Below are 17,008 nucleotides of genomic sequence, written 5' to 3'. Positions count from 1 at the left end.
GTTGCGCGGCGGTTGCTCCGACGGCGGCCCGCATGGACACGACTGCGGAGGGTTTTTTACGCCCCCGATTTTCCCGCGAACTGACCTCAGATGAACTCGCCAAACTGGTGCGTGTCTGTCCGAGCGTCGCACAAGACAGTCCACCGGACGGGCGCAAGCTGGATCCGATTTGGGGGCCGTATATCTCCGCTGAAACCGGATATGCGGGAAATAAGAAACTACGCTATAATGCGGCCTCCGGTGGCGCGCTGTCCGGTTTTCTCATTTCGTTGATACAGTCGCGGCAGGTCGATGGGATAATCCATGTGGCCGCCGACCCTGCGAACCCGCTGGCAAATGTCACCACGGTATCGACGACTGTGTCTGACATCATCGGTGCTGCGGGGTCCCGCTATGCCCCGTCCAGCCCGCTGGATATCCTGAACACCCTACGTGGAGGCGCGCGCCGGTTCGCATTTGTTGGCAAGCCTTGTGACGTGTCGGCGCTGCATGCGTTGCGCCAGCAAGACCCGGAGATCGCGCGGTTGGTGCCGGTTCTGGTGTCGTTCTTTTGTGCGGGTGTTCCGTCCTTGCTGGGCGGGCAGGATATTCTGGATCGAATGAACGTAGACGCCTCGGATGTCGCGCAATTTCAACACCGTGCCGAAGGATGGCCCGGTAAGGCCACGGCAACACTGACGGATCGAACCCAGCGCAGCATCAGTTACGAGGAAAGCTGGGGGGCGCTTTTGTCTAAGCGGGTGCAGCACCGCTGCAAGATATGCGCCGACGGAAGCGGCGTGTTTGCGGATGTGGTGTTTGCGGATGCGTGGGAGGCTGACGCCAAGGGATACCCGAGCTTTGAGGATCGTCCGGGCCAAAGTTTGGTGCTCTGCCGGACAGAGCGCGGGCGATCGCTGGTTGATGAGGCCTATGCGTCCGGTCACCTGAAGCTCTCCCCTTTTGATCTTAGCGCCCTTGCCGCTGTTCAGCCTGGGCAAACCCGACGTCGGCGTGTGTTATTGGCCCGTTTAGCGGCGCTTTGGGTTCTGGGCCGCCCGATCCCGCGTTACCGTGGCATGGGTCTTTGGGCCATGGCGTGCCGCGCCTCACTGTCAGATACCGTTCGCAACTTTGGCGGGATGATGCGCCGCGTCTACAGGCGTTCGATGAAGGAAGAGGGCTCATGCTGACCGTCGGATTGCTGTTCTTTTCATCGAATTCCGACAACCTTGGGGTGGGTGCGCTGACTGTTGGCCAGATCGACATTCTGCGAGGCATTTCACGCGCTACGGGCATCGACATTGCCGTGACCGTGTTTGACTGGGTTGGTTCGCGGCCCGCTTATGTCGAAGGGCCTGACATTACGATCCGGCATCTGAGTGGCGAGGTCATGAAAGACCCCCGAAAGGTGATGGCGATGTTTCGGGAATGTGACCTTATTCTGGATATCGGCGCAGGGGATAGTTTTGCGGATATCTACGGGCCAAAGCGCCTTAACCGGATGATTTATTTGAAGTACCTAGCGCATTTGTCGCGCTGTCCGGTGGTGTTGGCACCGCAAACCTTCGGCCCGTTCACCTCTTGGCTGACCCGCCCCTTCGCGCGCGACCTGATCCGGCGCGCGGTGCTCGTGGCGACACGGGACGATCATTCAACGGCCGCGTTGCGTGCGCTGGGTGTGACGCGACCCGTAGTCACCGCAAGTGATGTGGCTTTGCGCCTTCCGCCTGAGGGTTCGGCACCCATTTGGGGCCGGCCTACGGTTGGGCTGAACGTCTCGGGGTTGTTGATGGCAGGGGGGTACACTGGTCGGAACCAGTTTCAGCTGGTGGCGGACTACCCGACTGCCATGCGCGATATGATTGGCCAGTTATTGGCGTTGCCAGAGCGACCCGAGGTGGTTTTGGTGCCGCACGTCATCAGCCCGCAAACCCCGTCGGAAGACGACTACACTGCTGCGCTGTCGTTGCAAAAAGAGTTTTCCGATGTGACCGTCGCGCCCGCCTTCAAAACACCCGGAGTGGCCAAGGCCTACATCGCCAGTTTGGACTTTTTTGCGGGCGCTCGGATGCATGCGTGCATTGCTGCATTTTCGTCAGAGGTGCCTGTTGTGCCTCTGGCCTATAGCGGAAAGTTTGAGGGGCTGTTCGGCTCGCTTGGATATGAGGCGACGGTGGATTGTCGCGCGCTGGGTCAAGATGCGCTGGTCCAGTCGGTGCTGAACGGATTTCGAAACCGTGAAGCCTTGGCGCGTCAAGCCAGAATAGCGCGCGCTGTGGGGCAAGACCGGCTGCGCGATTATACCGAGGCGCTGGCGCGTGTGATCAGTGAAGTCGCGCTGCGAAAGCGATCTGGCGACCAAATGCGAAGGGCATCCGGTCACCAATGGCGCGCGATGGACGAGCGGCTTTAGCCTGCTACCAAAGAGACAGAATGGCGGTTGCTGTAGTGCCTGTCGCCAGCACCTTGGACGCACGAATTGGCAGCGTACTTCCGGCGGGCACGCCTTCAAAGGTTACCACGTCGCCATCCACCATTTCCACGCTCAGGGCACCAGATTGCCCGATATAGAGCGCGCGGCTGACATGTGGCAGGTCACCGGTGTCGTTTGGCACGACGGTGCTGGCAGAGCGGGCGGGTGAAATCGGGGTCGTGGGGAATGCGGAAAAGCTGTCCATAATAGATGTCCTGACATGAGATGAAGTCGGGACGTGTTGTGGCAGCACAGAGTTAAGAAGCGGTGATCGCACCGACCGCAGCAACGCTTCAGACGCGGTGGTAGGGGGACCCGGACAGGATGGACGCCGCGCGATACAATTGCTCGCTCAGCATCACGCGGGCGAGCATATGCGGCCAGACCATCTTGCCAAAGGACAGGGATGTGTCGGCCTGCGCGCGCAAATCCTTGGTCAACCCGTCCGCACCACCAAGGACGAAGGCCAGATCGCTGACCCCCTGATCGCGCCAGCCCCCAAGCAGATTGGCAAAATCGGGCGAGGTCATCACTTTGCCGCGTTCATCCATCGCGCAGATCGTGGCCCCTTTCGGGATCGCACGTTCCAGCAAGACAGCTTCCGCCGCAGGGCCACCGCCCTTTTTGTCCTCCAGTTCGATGATCTGCGCAGGCCCCAACCCGAGGTTGCGGCCTGTGCGGTCAAATCTTTGGAGATAGTCGTTGATAAGGTCAAGTTCCGGACCCGCCCGCAGGCGTCCAATCGCGCAGATCGTGACCCTCATGCGTTCGCTCGTTACTCGGCTTCTGCGGCGCTGGAAGGCAACCACATCTTCTCAAGTTGGTAGAACTCACGGACTTCCGGGCGGAAGATATGGACAACCACATCGCCGGTATCAAGGAGAACCCAGTCGCCTTGCGCCTTGCCCTCCATCTTCGAGAAGCGGCCGAACTCCAACTTGATGGTATCCGTCAGCTTTTCAGCCAGCGCGGTGACCTGACGGGTCGACCGGCCGGAACAGATGACCATGTAGTCGGCAATCTCCGAACGCCCGCGGAGATCAATCTCCACCAGCTCCTCGGCTTTTTCCGCTTCCAGAAATTCTACGATCCGTGCGAGCAGCTCTTCGCTGGTGCCCGGGTCTTTTTCGGGGGCCACGTTGGCCTTCGAAGTGGCGGCATTAGCGGCCACGTTTGCATGTTGAGACAGAGCTCAAACCTCCTGTGCAAGGCGCCCAAGGATAGGCGCTTCATGGGTATAATATAGCAGTATGACGATTAAATCTCAATCCGCGCGCTTACAGGTGCGAAACAACTTGTTCAAGCCATAGCGCGGGACCTGCCTGCAATACCGTCCGTATTTTTAGGCCGAGTGCTGCAAATACACCTGAATCAGCTTTGAACAAGGCTGCCGAAAATGCGGTCTGCGTGGTCTTTCAGGTAGATTCGCAACCAAGCTGTGAACCGGTCCGGCTTCTGTTCAACCTCGATCATCAGATCGAAAACGCTGATCCAGCGGACTTCCATAACCTCGTCAGGATTGAGAGATATATTCAGGGTCTGAGGCGCTTCGACCATGAATACATCGACGACTTCATGTTCCGTCAGGCCGTTTCCAACATCAGCACGGTATTCCAGATGATCGCGGAAATCCGGCTCTAAACCGACAATACCGAGCTCCTCGTTCAACCGTCGCACCGCACAATCCAGAGGTATTTCGTCCCATTGAGGATGCGTGCAGCAGCTATTCGCCCACAGGCCCGGCGTGTGGTATTTTGTCAGCGCCCGCCGCTGGATCAGCACCTTGTCGCGATCCATCACAAAGATCGACACTGCTTTATGGCGTAGCCCTTTTTGATGAACCTGCATCTTTTCGACCGGCACCAGTGTGCCATCTACCCAAGCAGGGATCATGTTTTGATTTTCGCTGTTCATTGATGTCAGACCCTCAGCGCCGGGAGGCCTACGCCTGTGCATTCAAATCCGCCATCCACGGCAATGGTTTGCCCTGTCACAAAGCTGGCCTTGGATGAGCATAGGAACGCGATCACATTCGCAATCTCTACCTCGGTACCGTAGCGGTTCAGTGGGATAGCGTCATGATAGGCGTCAATAATTTCTTGGCTGTGAACCGCCATCGCCAGCTTGGTACGCACTGGGCCGGGCGCTATGCAGTTCGCGCGGACGCCAAATTCACCCAGCTCAACCGCCTGCTGTTGGGTCAGTTGTATAACGCCTGCCTTGGACGTGCCATAAGCGACCCGCAATGTGGAGGCCCGCAGCCCCGAGATGCTGGCGATATTCACGATGCTGCCTTGTGTTTTCTTCAGCGCAGGGGCAGCGGCTTGCGTGCACAAAAACACCCCGTCGAGATTCACTGACATGACCGCACGCCAGCGTTCGAAATCTGTTTCTGCCATTGGCCCGAAATCCGCGACGCCTGCGTTGTTGATTAAATGGTCGATGCGCCCGAACGCTTTCTCGGTTTCGGCGATCATGGTGGCAACGTCATCCGGTTTCGATACGTCGAGGTCCAAGGGCAACACATCACCAAGGTCTTTCGCGGCTTCCATCAAGGTCTCGCCGTCCCAGTCGACCATCACAACTGTGACGTCTTCCTCCAGCAAAAGCTTGGTCGTGGCCAACCCGATGCCACGGGCGGCCCCTGTAACGATAGCGACACGTTTCGACATGCGATTTTCCTCGTAAGATACTGCGTTGTCTTCGTCCTATCGCAACTGCTCAGCTTTGGCGAGATGGCGGCAAATTGCCCCGCTCACACGAAAGTTCCATTTTCAAGCGGCGCTGATATCTCTATGGTCGTACTACGGTTAAACTGAGATTCACCAAAGGGAGCTTCCGCTCATGAAATTTGTAGCAATCGCAACAATGGCCACCGCACTTCTGGCAGCGCCAGCATTTGCCGAGGGCGACGCCGCTGCAGGCGAAAAAGAATTCAAGAAATGTAAGTCGTGCCACATGATTGCCGACGGCGACAACTCCATCGTCAAAGGTGGCAAAACCGGTCCGAATCTGTTCGGCCTTCCAGGCCGCACCGCTGGTTCCGAAGACTTCAAATACGGCAAGGATCTTGCTGCTGTTGGTGAAAACGGTTTGGCATGGGACGAAGCTGAGTTCGTGGCCTATGTTGCTGACCCGAAAGCGTGGCTGAAAGAGAAGCTCGACGATTCTGGTGCTAAATCCAAGATGTCTTTCAAATTGAAAGACGCCGACGACGCAGCCAATATTTGGGCCTATCTGGTATCGGTTAGCCCTGAAAGCTGATCTTTCCGATCTAGACTCTCAAACGGCGGCCCTTTTGGGCCGCCGTTTTTCGTTTCAGCATGCGGGCAAGTCCGGCAAATCCGTTTCGCTTAACACCTTGGACCACGGTAGGTTTTGTATCACAGGGAAGAATGCTCCGTCGGATGAGGTGCGCATCGAAACCGTCACTTTCCCTTCCGGTTGTGGTCCGACTCCGGTACTGCATCCAGTCAAATCCACCGAGAACGACCCTTTGGTGGCGTCTGGATCTGCTTCCTTCCAAGTGGAAATCAGTGCCTGCTGGTCTCGGAATCTGGATAAATCGCTCCGGGCAATCTGATAGACTGTGCTTGCGTTTGTGTCCGCTCGTGCGTCCAGCACGTAACGCTCGTCTGAAGTCTTTCCCAACTCAGATTGACTTGCAGACATCGTGATGGCGGCTGATCCGGGGAGTAAGGTGATCCCCTCCGGCAGGCTCAGAGCGACGGCGATGTCGGCAGGATCAACATCTAGCGGCGACAATGCAGCAAGCCGCACCATCGCCATTGGTGAAAAGCTGCTACAAGCGCACAATCCCAAAAGTAAAAGCCAAGACAGTTTCATCGAATATTCCTTGATGGTTTAAAAATTTACTGTAAAACAATAAAAAATGATTCGAAAAGGGAAAACATGACTGGTCACATTTCTGTCGCCCGCATCGCCCATATCCTAAGTTTTCTCACCTTGGTGATTATGATCGCTGTGGTGCTGGGAGTTTCATATTTCTTTGTAGACATTGAAGCAGGTCGCGCTGTTCTGCTCAGCAACGCGCCCGAACTGGAAGGCGCACAGCCGTTGTCAGACGGAACCTTGCGAGCCATGTTGTGCGTCGGACTGTTTTCGGTGTCAGCGCAGCTATATTTGCTGTGGCAGGCGCGTAAGCTGTTCAACCTGTATGCCAGCGAGAACTATCTGTCCCGCGACTGTGCGGACACCATTCGCAACCTTGGATTGGGGCTTGTTGCCCTCCCTCTCATACGCTTTTTGCAAGAGCCGATCTGGTCTATCCTGATGACGCTTGGCTCCGACGACATTTCGGTTTCCATCGCAGTGTCATCCATCGGTATCGGTTACCTTATAGGGGGCGTGCTGATGCTGCTTATAGGATGGGCCATGCTTGAAGCGTCGCGTGTCGCCGAAGAAAACAAGAGCTTTGTGTGATGGAGATCATCGTTCGCCTTGACGTCATGTTAGCGCTTCGCAAGATGCGGTCGCGGGAACTTGCAGAGCGTGTGGGAATAACCGAGCAAAACATCTCCCTGCTTAAATCCGGCAAGGTTAAGGGCATCCGGTTCGAGACTTTGGCCAAGATATGCGAAGCCCTAGATTGCCAGCCGGGTGATTTGCTGGAAGCGGCTCCTACCGAGGTTGCCGGCTGACCCAGTCGGTCGCGGCCTCATAGGCGCGGCCCAAGGCAAGCACAGTCGCGTCGTTGCCGCGATGACCGATGAGTTGCATCCCCATTGGTGTTCCACCTGGCCCGAATCCGACCGGAACAGACAAGGCAGGCAACCCTGTGAGTGAAGCAGGCACCACCACCTCCATCCAGCGGTGATAGGTGTCCATGGGGGAGCCAGCGATCTCCTTCGGCCAGTCCCATTCCGCGGGAAAGGCGAACATCTGTGCTGATGGCAATGCCAACAGATCAACCTGCAAGTTTGCCGTGCGGCGAAACCAATCGGAGCGGATTTCGCTCGCCTTGAAAATCTCATGCGCAGACATGGACAAGCCGCGCTCGATTTCCCAAATAGCCGCTGGTTTTAGAAAGTCTCGCTGTGATGTGTCCTTGTAGATTGGTCGCAGTTTCTCGGCGACGGCCCAACTGCGCTGGGTAATCCACGAATCCCACAAAGCCGCCGCTGAAAACGGCGGCTCCAGTGTCACCACCTCGTGCCCGAGCGTCTCCAGTACCTTTAGCCCGCTTTCACAAAGCTCCAAAACGCCACTTTCCATCGGGTAGGCACCGCCCCAATCACCAAGCCAGCCAATGCGCAAACGGCCTGTACCCTCGGTGGATTGGTATGGACCGCTGGAGTGTGGATGCGCAGGATCATGAGCTGATTGCAGCCCAAGCAGCAATTCCAGATCGCCCATATGCCGCGCCATAGGGCCGTTTGTGGACAGTTGGTTGAAAAAGCTTTCAGCAGGGCCGCTATTGGCGACCAACCCGTAGGAGGGTCTGAACCCGAAGACGTTGTTCCAAGCCGCAGGGTTTCGAAGTGATCCCATCATGTCCGACCCGTCCGCAAACGCGACCATACGCGTCGCCAAGGCCGCGCCCGCCCCGCCGGACGATCCACCCGCCGAACATGAGGGGTCGTAGGGGTTCCGTGTCACACCATAGACGGGGTTGTAGCTGTGCGATCCAAGCCCGAATTCAGGCGTGTTGGTTTTTCCGATTACCACGGCACCTGCGCTTTTCAGCGCTGCAACCATTGCATTGTCCGCCGCAGGACGATGCGTTTTGAACAGCGGGGAGCCGTAGGTGGTTGTAATCCCTTTGGTCTCGGCCAGATCCTTGATCGCGATGGGCAGCCCTGCGAGCGGTTTTCCTGTCTGCGCCGTGGCTTCTGCCATCAAAACGTCGCGCTCGCGCAGGGCCACGATGGCGTTTACCCGCCCGTTACGCTCCGCAATCCGGTCCAGTGTTGCGGCCATCAACTCGGGTGCGGAGATGTCTCCGGCCCGAACCGCCGCGATTTGTGCGGTGGCGCTTTGATCCAGCAAGTCAGTCGGGGGCACTTGGCATCTCGCCGCCCAACATCTTCACCTCCCGTTGCGGGAAGGGGATGGAGATGTTGTTCTCGCTGAACGCGTCCCACAAGGCGAGGTAGACGTTTCCGCGAATGTTGGTCAGCCCTTGCGTGGGGTCGCGAATCCAGAACCGTAGGATATAGTCCACCGAGCTGTCTCCGAAGCCTACGATGTGGCACACTGGGGCTTTGAAACTTAGCACTCGATCCACGCCTTTGGCGGCGTCAATGGCCAGCTTGCGCACCTCGTGCGGGTCATCGCCATATGCGGTGCCGAAGAAAATATCCAACCGCACAAAGTCGTCCGAGTGCGACCAGTTCACCACTTGGTTGGTGATCAAATCCTCGTTCGGGATTAGGTATTCCTTCCCGTCGCGCGTGACCACCGAGGCGTAGCGTGCACCAAGCGTGTTGATCCAGCCAAAGGTCTCGCCCAAAGAAATAACGTCGCCAGGCTTGATCGACTTATCGAGCAGAATGATCACGCCGGAGACAAGGTTCGACACGACCTTTTGCAAACCAAAACCAAGGCCAACACCGATGGCACCTGACAGTACCGCAAGGCCCGTCAGGTCGATCCCGATGGCCTTTACACCGATGTAGAAAGCGATTCCGTAAAACGAGATTTGCAGCATCTTGACGATGAGCACCCGCATAGAAGGCGAGATGTCTTCGTTCGATTGAATCCGTTTTGACGTGGTGGATGTGAAGAACCGCGCGACAGCGATCAATACGCCAAGAATGACCACTGCTTGTACGACCAGCAGCAGTGATATGCGGAACTCTCCCGCTTCCAGCGCTGCGCGGTCAAGCAGGCGCGCTGCATCCGAGGTCAGGCCAAGAACATGCAGCGTCACATAGGCCCAAGCACCGTATCGTACCGTACGCCGCAAGAAGATGGACCGAATCAAACGGGTGGCGAATACCACGACAATCCATGCCGTTGCCAAGGTCGCGATGATGCCGAGAATGTAGGACCGGCTTGGCCAAGTGACCTCGCGCATGACTACCACGGCGATCCATAGGAGCATGACGAAGAAAATCGGTCTCAGCCGCTGATGCACAACCACAAGGATACGCATTCGCCACTTCGGCCAGCCTTCACGGGTCCCCATCCAGTTCCGGATGGGTGGTCCCAATAGCGCGCGCAGGATATGGGCCAGTGCCCAAAGGCCCAAGGCGATCGCAAGTTGGTAGGCGTTCCAGGGCCGCAACATCGAGGTCAGGAACATTTCCGCCTGTACGTAAAGCGACTGTCCCAGATCAACCAGATCGGTAACAGGTTGCGTTGCAAGCTCGGGGACGAACCCGGGCGCGTCACTTGGTGTGGAGGCCGGAGCTGAGGGTGTCGTGCCGTCGATCTGATTGGGAAAGGCTCTGCCTGTGCCGGTGTCGTCTGCCATGTTGCTCCCTTGTTTTGATTTTAGCCTCGCATGTGGGATGAAAACCCGCAAGCGCCAGACCTTGCGAGACTCAACGCGCAGGTGTATCTGCATGTTCCATGACGCCTGTATTTGACATCGACGACCGCGCGCGACTGCGCGAACGCTTTTACGGCGCGACGTTTTCAGTGACCGCGTACCTATAAGCGTCCGTTGTCTGTCAGCCTTTAAACTCACCAATTCGGGAGAGGACCATCATGTCCCCCAAGACGCTTTACGACAAAATCTGGAATGCCCACCTTGCCCATGAGGCCGAGGACGGCACCTGCCTGCTCTATATCGACCGCCATCTGGTTCATGAAGTGACGTCCCCGCAGGCATTCGAAGGCCTGCGCATGGCGGGACGCACCGTTCACGCACCGGACAAAACCATCGCCGTACCGGACCACAATGTGCCAACCACGCTCGACCGTGCAAACGCAAAGACCATGACCGAAGACAGCCGCGTTCAGGTCGAAGCACTCGACAAGAACGCCAAGGAATTCGGGCTGCATTACTACCCTGTGTCCGACGTTCGCCAAGGCATCGTGCATATCGTCGGCCCAGAGCAGGGCTGGACCCTTCCCGGCATGACCGTCGTTTGCGGCGATAGCCACACCGCCACCCATGGCGCGTTCGGCTCGCTCGCTCACGGTATCGGCACTTCCGAGGTCGAGCACGTTCTGGCAACGCAAACGCTGATCCAGAAAAAGTCGAAAAATATGAAGGTTGAAATCACCGGCAAGCTGAAGCCCGGTGTGACGGCTAAGGACATCACCATGTCCGTTATTGGCGAGACCGGCACCGCTGGCGGCACCGGCTACGTCATCGAATATTGCGGCGAAGCCATCCGCGACCTGTCGATGGAAGGCCGCATGACGGTCTGCAATATGGCTATCGAAGGCGGCGCCCGCGCTGGCTTGATTGCGCCAGATGAGAAGACTTATGAATACTGCATGGGCCGCCCCCACGCACCAAAGGGTGCCGAGTGGGAAGCTGCCGTGACATACTGGAAAACGCTCTTCACCGACGAAGGCGCGCATTTCGACAAGGTCATCACCCTCAAAGGTGAAGACATCGCGCCGTCCGTCACTTGGGGTACTTCCCCCGAGGACGTTCTGCCGATTACCGCCAAAGTGCCGTCGCCTTCCGACTTCAAAGGTGGCAAGGTCGAAGCTGTCCAGCGGTCCCTCGACTATATGGGCCTGACCCCCGGCACCCCGCTGTCCGAGATCAAGATCGACACGGTCTTTATCGGCTCCTGTACCAACGGCCGTATCGAGGATTTGCGCGCAGCGGCTGCAATCCTGAAGGGCAAGAAGATCAAGGACGGAATGCGGGCGATGGTCGTTCCGGGTTCCGGTCTGGTCCGTGCTCAGGCAGAAGAAGAAGGTTTGGCTCAAATATTCCAGGATGCCGGTTTTGAATGGCGTTTGGCGGGCTGCTCCATGTGTCTTGCGATGAACCCAGACCAACTGGCTCCGGGGGAGCGTTGCGCGGCTACCTCCAACCGTAACTTCGAGGGCCGCCAAGGTCGTGGCGGTCGCACCCATTTGCTGTCGCCAGCGATGGCCGCCGCCGCCGCCATTTCCGGCCATCTGACGGATGTGCGCGAGGTTATGTAGTCTCAGCGATCTGTACGTTCCGCTTAAAGTCTTGGGCGTGACGTAGAGTTTGGACAAATTAAGGCCCGATACATTTCCATGTGTCGGGCCTTATTTGTAAGTTGTGAGCGACCTAGGCAGGCAGCGCCGACATCGGCTTCGTGCCGCCCCAGAAATGCTTGGTGTTCAGCATGACCAGCAGGGCGATCGTGCCGAACTGGATCAACAGCGCGGGCGTGCTGGCCAGCCAATAAACGGTCGAGAACTTCTCGATCATACCCATGCCCACGAGGCCCTTGTTCACATAGAACTGTAGCATCACCGACATCGCTACCCCCGGGCAGATCAACGCATAGCTCCCTGCGGATACTTGGTCGCCGGACACGTACTTGCTGAAATAGCCCTGCGCCCGAAGCACCACGAGACCGAACAGTGCGAAGGCGATCTGTACCATGACGATGACTGTCAGCATGTTGAAACTATCCACGTTTTCGCCATGCGCCCCAAACTGGGCATGCAATCCGTGTACCTGTCTCATAAGTGCAATGCCGATAACGGTCAGCAGTGGAATCCCAATCAACAAAGTTGGAGCCGAGTCTTCGTTCGCCCCGTGCTCCATCATGGACCGTAGCCCCAACAGCATCGCGGACCCCGCAATCAGGACGGCAATGATGACGAAGAACGACGACAGGATCAGGCTGATCCCGACAGTCGCAAGGTTGGAACTCATCGCGGCAGGTGCAGCAAGGCCAACAGCCACCATCGCGAAGGCAAAGCCTGGTAACGCTTGTGCGAAAGAGTTGTTTTTCGAGCATTCAAACCCGCCCGACGTCAGTATGCGGCCCAGAAATTTACCATAGAGACGAAGCCCGTAAACGCCGATAGCAACAAAGGTGACCATCGCCAGCGGGAACAGGTATTCGACAATCGACCAAAGACCCGGAACGAACACCAACCCCAGAATGAATCCCCCGTTCACACCCATGGCTAGGGTGAGAGGAATTGCCATCATCTGCGATTCAGCGTTACCGGCGTGCAGCGCCGTGAAGCCTTCGGTTTTGCGAAAGCGTGCCATTTCACGCAGATTCCAAACCAGCATCTGAACCAGCAGCGCCGAAAATATAGCGATTCCTGCCCATGCGATGGAGATCATAATCTTTGTCAGCATCGTGCCTGCAACGAATGCCGCCATGATATCTTCGAACACCGGAACAGAACGGCCCGCATGCGGCACCCAGAACATCAGGTATAGAAAGAAGGTTACTGTAAGCCCTCCAGCCCCTAGGGCTGCGAGGAAATATAGCGGGCCATAGGTCGGCCGCGGACTGGTTTGCTCTGTCGACATCGACTCATCTCCTAATCATATTACGTTTATTGAATGTGTTATTTTGCCTTGTTCTGATTTGATCCAAGTCAAGCTGTTCACTGATTCAATGCAGGCCATCTTGCATAGGCGATAGAGCTTTGGCACAAGGGCGCGACCGTCTGACAAGGAGTCGACCATGGACAAGTTCGAAACACTCACCGGGATCGCCGCACCGATGCCCCTGATCAATGTCGACACCGACATGATCATTCCCAAGCAGTTCCTGAAGACCATCAAGCGCTCCGGGCTGGGTGTGAACCTGTTCGACGAAATGCGCTATGACGACGACCGCAACGAAATCGCCGACTTCGTCTTAAACAAACCGCAATACCGCGAGGCAGAGATTCTGGTCGCTGGCGACAACTTCGGCTGCGGTTCTTCGCGTGAGCATGCGCCTTGGGCGATCAAGGACTTCGGTATCCGCTGCGTTATCGCGCCCAGCTATGCTGACATCTTCTATAACAACTGTTTCAAGAACGGCATCCTTCCGATCGTTCTGCCACAAGAACAGGTCGACGTGCTGATGAAGGACGCGGAGAAGGGTGCGAACGCCCGCATGTCCATCGACCTTGAGGCACAGACTGTGACGACCTCCGATGGCGAAGTTTTCAGCTTCGAAGTGGATAACTTTAAAAAGCACTGCCTGATGAATGGTTTGGACGACATCGGCTTGACCATGGAAAAGGTCGCCAGCGTTAAGGCGTTCGAGGCGAAGGCCGGTGCCGAGCGCCCCTGGGTCTAACGCAAATTAGATGAGCAAGATGGCCAGCCCCGAACGGAGGCTGGCCATTTTCATTTTAAAGACCCAGTTGCTTGGACAGTGCTTCAATCACAGCAGCGTGGATCTGCGCGCGATCAGCGCCTTCAGGATCGGTACAAACCGGATCATCCTTCTCTTCCTTCAAAATCTCCGCACCTGCCGGTTTGCAAAGTGGTAGCAAGCTAAAGTGAAAGGCCGGAGCAATCCGAAGCACCTTGGCGTCCGGCAACAGGTCCACAAAACCACTTGCGTCGAAATCTGTGGCCACCAAACGGTCAGCCCCTTCACCCAGTGCGATCAAAACCGTGTCAGCGGTCAGGTCCGCCACGTTGGCTTGTTTGAAACCGTGGTGCAGCGCGGGATCCATGGCCGCGACATGGGTGATCCGCGCATCCTTGTATGATGCGTCCCACATATCAGCTTTCAGATCACCGAAGCTAACTCCGGCTTTCTTAAGGTCGCCACAATGGCTCGAAGCGTCCCCCTGCACGTCACATTCTGCAATCTCGCCCGCCAAATTGCCTGTAACGCCGCCCAGTGAAAGTGCCGTCCAGCCCCCATAGGAAAACCCTGCAGCCATGATGCGGCTGGTGTCGATACGGCCCGAGAATGTCGGATCGTCCATCAGCTTATCCAATGCCCGCGACATGTCCCGAGCACGGGTCCAGTGTTTCAGGCCTTCTCCCATGTCGAAATCAAATGTCGAGCTGGCGGGATGGTTCACGGAAATAACAAGTGCGCCTTGACTGGCCAAGTCTTCGGCCAACCACGCGAGCGACCGCCAGTTTCCCCCGAGGCCGTGGGATAATAGAACCACGGGCAGCTTGCCCCCTTCCGACAATGGCCCGTCTTGGCGGGCGTCTACCCCGTAGAACACGGCATTCTCTGCCGCGCGAGTTATAGTGCCGCCCTCGCTGGATGGATACCAGATGACCGACGAGACCGGCTTGCCATGATGCGCGGCCTCGTAGGTGAAGTCGGCCATGCCGATGTTTGTCTCTGCAAAAGCTACGGACGGTGCCAAGCTCAATGCTGCAAGAAGTGTGATGTGTTTCATAGTGGAGTTCCTGATATGTGATGTGACTGAAGCAGTGATGCGAGAAAATGCGGGCTTGAGCGTCCCAAAACCGGTTTTAGGTCGAGCAGAACGCGATCTAGGACTAGCAAGGGCGTCGAAAGGACCATTCTTGATGCCCGTATTGCCCATTCCCCTATTCGGAAGCCTCGTTCTGGCGTTCCTGTTCCTAAAGCTGATCGTGGATGGGCGCGGGCGTAGCTTCATCGCTGTCTTGCTGCTTCAAAGCGCCGTGCAAAGTTTGATAATTTCACTAAGCCAGCATTACGGGGTCTCTTGGGCGCTTGCGATCCAGCCGATTACAGCTGCTGCTATTCCACCCTTGGCGTGGGTGGCGTTCGAGACATCTGCGGTGCGTCGGTTCGATCCGCGCCGCCACTTGCCCCACGCTTTGGTCCCGGCTTTCATCGCGTTCTGTGTTGTCTTTGCACGCACACCGCTTGATTTCCTGATTCCGGCGGTGTTCGTCGGTTACGGTGTGGCCATTCTTATCGTGTCGTCGCGCGGCTCCGACGCATTGCCGATCACGCGGCTTTCGGCGGGCAATGTGCCTGGCTTGATCTGGCGGGTCATTGGCGTGTCCTTGATCGTGTCGGCCCTAGGGGATGCCGCGATCGTTCTGGCGCAGATTTTTGATCAAGGCGCGTGGCAACCTTGGATCGTCGCTGTGTCATCCACCGGGATGTTGCTGCTCTTGGGGGCGTTGAGTTTGTCGAGCAGTCTCTGGACGCAGACTGCGGATGACGACGAGGCTTCCGAGCCAAAAACGCAATCCGACCCTGAAGAGGATGCCAAGATCATGGCGCGCCTTGAAGCTCTTATGATGCAGCAGAAGCTCTACCTTGATCCGGATCTCACCCTCAACCAGATCGCTCGACGGTTGGTGCTTCCGGTCAAGGCAGTGTCGGGCGCCATTAACCGGACTACGGGTGAAAACGTGTCACGTTATATCAATGCGCGGCGCGTGGATGTGGCTTGCAAAGCGCTGCAACACGGGGAGAGCGTTACCTCGGCAATGCTCACGGCGGGCTTCAATACCAAGTCGAATTTCAACCGCGAGTTCCTTCGGATCAAGCACGCAGCCCCAAGCCAATGGTTGAAACTTCAGGCTGAAAACGAAGGGTATGGTTAATCTGTCGGCGTGGCCGTTCACGAGGACGCCACACATTGCTGCCATGTTTCGCCCCAGATATTGCGGATGGGCATATCCGCTTGTCTAGATGCGCGAATGGGCGATTTCGAGTGACACAAGAATACCACGGAATCTTCCAATAAAATCCCTCAGTCTTATCAGATGGTTGAAGGAGTATCTGAATCTAGGCAAAACTGAGGCGAAAATGAGGCACCTTTCGGCAGAAGCCAAAGGATCATCTTTCTGGGACAGGGTTCGGCAAAGTATCGGACCCGCTCGGGTTGAGGGGTTTATCGACGTGGTATCACGCCTGACAGGCGCGGTCGCCCGCGCAATGTTTGTCGTGCTGTTGATTTGCACGCCATCTCTATTGCTTCCGGGAGTGACGCAAGACACGACACAAATGGTCGTGCTGGTAGGACTCTTCGCGGGTTTGATTACGCTCATCGAATACGGCTCCACCTATCCTTGCCTGATAGAATTCCGCAATGCACCGCCGTTTAACCGCGTGCGCTTCCTTTCGCTTTTTGTGACGGTGTTTCTGCTTTCGATCATCTTCCGCGGCCTCTATGAGCCGACGACCCTGACCCGCTTCGTTCAGGCTGTCGGGCATCTTGTGGGCTATGTCATCGACTTCCCGTACAGTCCGGTTCGCCTGATCATGTTGCTGGTTCCTGACCAAAGCAACGTGGAGCACATGAACCTGATGCGTGCCGCCGTCGGTGTGAGCTATCTTGTGTCCTTGCTGACGCTGGCCGTGTTTCTGATTGTTCTGCGGGTAATGGGTTGGCCAAACCGCACACAGGCATTCAACTTCTGGACCAACCTGCCGACCTTTGACCCAACTATGGGTGCGGATGTCGTGACACGGTTGAACCGCGACGCGCGCTTTAACATTGCGTTAGGGTTCTTCCTGCCATTCTTGACCCCTGCCGTGGCGCGATCCGCCTCGGGGCTGTTCAATGCGTCGATGATGGATTCGCCGCAAACACTGGTTTGGATGATTTCCATATGGGCCTTCCTTCCCGCAAGCCTGTTCATGCGCGGCATCGCGATGAACCGCATCGCCGACATGATCGACGAAAAGCGGATGCGTGGCGCGCGTGCTGTGGCCGCTGGCTTGCTGCCTGCCTGACCTTCCTGCTTGTCGCAGCTTTGCC

At 57.0% G+C, this 17,008-nt stretch carries 19 protein-coding genes; 9 read left to right on the top strand and 10 right to left on the bottom strand.

Translation table 11 applies throughout. The features are described from left to right. Nucleotides 1–32: 32 nt before the first annotated feature. The gene (locus BUB72_RS12715) at nt 33–1,172 is read left to right on the top strand and encodes a Coenzyme F420 hydrogenase/dehydrogenase, beta subunit C-terminal domain (protein WP_083588654.1); all 1,140 of its coding nucleotides are present in this window, start codon (nt 33–35) and stop codon (nt 1,170–1,172) included. Next, nucleotides 1,166–2,395, top strand: a complete 1,230-nt coding sequence (locus BUB72_RS12710; RefSeq protein ID WP_073144315.1) for a polysaccharide pyruvyl transferase family protein — start codon at nt 1,166–1,168, stop codon at nt 2,393–2,395. The genes BUB72_RS12715 and BUB72_RS12710 overlap by 7 nt, the downstream gene beginning before the upstream one ends. A gap of 4 nt (nt 2,396–2,399) precedes the next feature. On the opposite strand, the gene BUB72_RS12705 is transcribed toward BUB72_RS12710, so the two are convergent. The 5 genes from BUB72_RS12705 to BUB72_RS12685 all read right to left on the bottom strand — a co-directional run bounded on the left by BUB72_RS12705 (nt 2,400) and on the right by BUB72_RS12685 (nt 5,127). Beyond that, nucleotides 2,400–2,660, bottom strand: a complete 261-nt coding sequence (locus BUB72_RS12705; protein ID WP_073144313.1) for a spike base protein, RCAP_Rcc01079 family — start codon at nt 2,658–2,660, stop codon at nt 2,400–2,402. 88 nt (nt 2,661–2,748) lie between these two features. Then, entirely contained in the window at nt 2,749–3,219 is a 471-nt protein-coding gene (gene rlmH / locus BUB72_RS12700; RefSeq protein ID WP_073144311.1) for a 23S rRNA (pseudouridine(1915)-N(3))-methyltransferase RlmH, read from the bottom strand. Nucleotides 3,220–3,230: 11 nt separating this feature from the next. Beyond that, nucleotides 3,231–3,626: a ribosome silencing factor gene (gene rsfS, locus BUB72_RS12695; RefSeq protein ID WP_073144309.1), complete on the bottom strand. Its 396-nt coding sequence runs from the start codon at nt 3,624–3,626 to the stop codon at nt 3,231–3,233. A 200-nt stretch (nt 3,627–3,826) separates the two neighbouring features. Further along, nucleotides 3,827–4,369 (bottom strand): isopentenyl-diphosphate Delta-isomerase, encoded by a 543-nt coding sequence (gene idi / locus BUB72_RS12690; RefSeq protein ID WP_073144307.1) that lies wholly within the window; start codon nt 4,367–4,369, stop codon nt 3,827–3,829. A gap of 5 nt (nt 4,370–4,374) precedes the next feature. Continuing rightward, complete coding sequence (locus tag BUB72_RS12685; RefSeq protein ID WP_073144305.1) at nt 4,375–5,127, bottom strand: SDR family NAD(P)-dependent oxidoreductase; 753 nt, start codon at nt 5,125–5,127, stop codon at nt 4,375–4,377. Between the two features lie 172 nt (nt 5,128–5,299). On the opposite strand from BUB72_RS12685, the gene BUB72_RS12680 reads away from it, so the two are divergent. Continuing rightward, nucleotides 5,300–5,719 (top strand): c-type cytochrome, encoded by a 420-nt coding sequence (locus BUB72_RS12680; protein ID WP_073144303.1) that lies wholly within the window; start codon nt 5,300–5,302, stop codon nt 5,717–5,719. Between the two features lie 54 nt (nt 5,720–5,773). Here BUB72_RS12680 and BUB72_RS12675 read toward each other — a convergent pair whose 3' ends face one another. After that, on the bottom strand, nt 5,774–6,301 hold the full coding sequence (locus BUB72_RS12675; RefSeq protein WP_073144301.1) for a hypothetical protein: 528 nt from the start codon (nt 6,299–6,301) through the stop codon (nt 5,774–5,776). A 66-nt stretch (nt 6,302–6,367) separates the two neighbouring features. Between BUB72_RS12675 and BUB72_RS12670 the strand changes: the two genes are divergently transcribed. Next, nucleotides 6,368–6,898 (top strand): DUF2975 domain-containing protein, encoded by a 531-nt coding sequence (locus BUB72_RS12670; protein ID WP_073144299.1) that lies wholly within the window; start codon nt 6,368–6,370, stop codon nt 6,896–6,898. Beyond that, nucleotides 6,898–7,116, top strand: a complete 219-nt coding sequence (locus tag BUB72_RS12665; protein ID WP_073144297.1) for a helix-turn-helix domain-containing protein — start codon at nt 6,898–6,900, stop codon at nt 7,114–7,116. Before BUB72_RS12670 ends, BUB72_RS12665 begins: the two co-directional genes overlap by 1 nt. Here BUB72_RS12665 and BUB72_RS12660 read toward each other — a convergent pair. Continuing rightward, nucleotides 7,097–8,479, bottom strand: a complete 1,383-nt coding sequence (locus BUB72_RS12660) for an amidase (RefSeq protein WP_073144295.1) — start codon at nt 8,477–8,479, stop codon at nt 7,097–7,099. The genes BUB72_RS12665 and BUB72_RS12660 overlap by 20 nt on opposite strands. Continuing rightward, a complete protein-coding gene (locus tag BUB72_RS12655; RefSeq protein WP_083588652.1) occupies nt 8,466–9,893 on the bottom strand; it encodes a mechanosensitive ion channel family protein in 1,428 nt (475 codons plus the stop codon). Before BUB72_RS12655 ends, BUB72_RS12660 begins: the two co-directional genes overlap by 14 nt. A 236-nt stretch (nt 9,894–10,129) precedes the next feature. Here BUB72_RS12655 and leuC point away from each other — a divergent pair, with 236 nt between their 5' ends. Continuing rightward, entirely contained in the window at nt 10,130–11,536 is a 1,407-nt protein-coding gene (leuC, locus tag BUB72_RS12650; RefSeq protein WP_073144293.1) for a 3-isopropylmalate dehydratase large subunit, read from the top strand. 112 nt (nt 11,537–11,648) lie between these two features. Here the strand turns inward: leuC and BUB72_RS12645 are convergent, their stop codons facing one another. Then, nucleotides 11,649–12,860 carry a TsoY family (seleno)protein gene (locus BUB72_RS12645; RefSeq protein WP_073144291.1) on the bottom strand — a complete coding sequence of 404 codons (1,212 nt, stop codon included), beginning with the start codon at nt 12,858–12,860 and terminating at the stop codon, nt 11,649–11,651. A gap of 157 nt (nt 12,861–13,017) precedes the next feature. Here BUB72_RS12645 and leuD point away from each other — a divergent pair, with 157 nt between their 5' ends. After that, nucleotides 13,018–13,623: a 3-isopropylmalate dehydratase small subunit gene (gene leuD / locus BUB72_RS12640; RefSeq protein ID WP_073144289.1), complete on the top strand. Its 606-nt coding sequence runs from the start codon at nt 13,018–13,020 to the stop codon at nt 13,621–13,623. Between the two features lie 55 nt (nt 13,624–13,678). On the opposite strand, the gene BUB72_RS12635 is transcribed toward leuD, so the two are convergent. Beyond that, nucleotides 13,679–14,698, bottom strand: coding sequence for an alpha/beta hydrolase family protein (locus BUB72_RS12635; protein ID WP_175549160.1), 1,020 nt, complete (start codon nt 14,696–14,698; stop codon nt 13,679–13,681). Nucleotides 14,699–14,831: 133 nt separating this feature from the next. Between BUB72_RS12635 and BUB72_RS12630 the strand changes: the two genes are divergently transcribed. Together BUB72_RS12630 and BUB72_RS12625 are read left to right on the top strand one after the other, a co-directional pair. Then, nucleotides 14,832–15,848: a helix-turn-helix domain-containing protein gene (locus BUB72_RS12630; RefSeq protein WP_073144287.1), complete on the top strand. Its 1,017-nt coding sequence runs from the start codon at nt 14,832–14,834 to the stop codon at nt 15,846–15,848. A gap of 205 nt (nt 15,849–16,053) precedes the next feature. Next, complete coding sequence (locus BUB72_RS12625; protein ID WP_245814822.1) at nt 16,054–16,983, top strand: hypothetical protein; 930 nt, start codon at nt 16,054–16,056, stop codon at nt 16,981–16,983. Nucleotides 16,984–17,008: the final 25 nt, after the last annotated feature.

This window comes from Litoreibacter ascidiaceicola (genome assembly GCF_900129235.1).
GTDB classification, from domain to species: domain Bacteria; phylum Pseudomonadota; class Alphaproteobacteria; order Rhodobacterales; family Rhodobacteraceae; genus Litoreibacter; species Litoreibacter ascidiaceicola.
The sequence above is the reverse complement of the archived record's forward strand: the minus strand, read 5'-3'. Positions and strand labels throughout refer to the sequence as shown.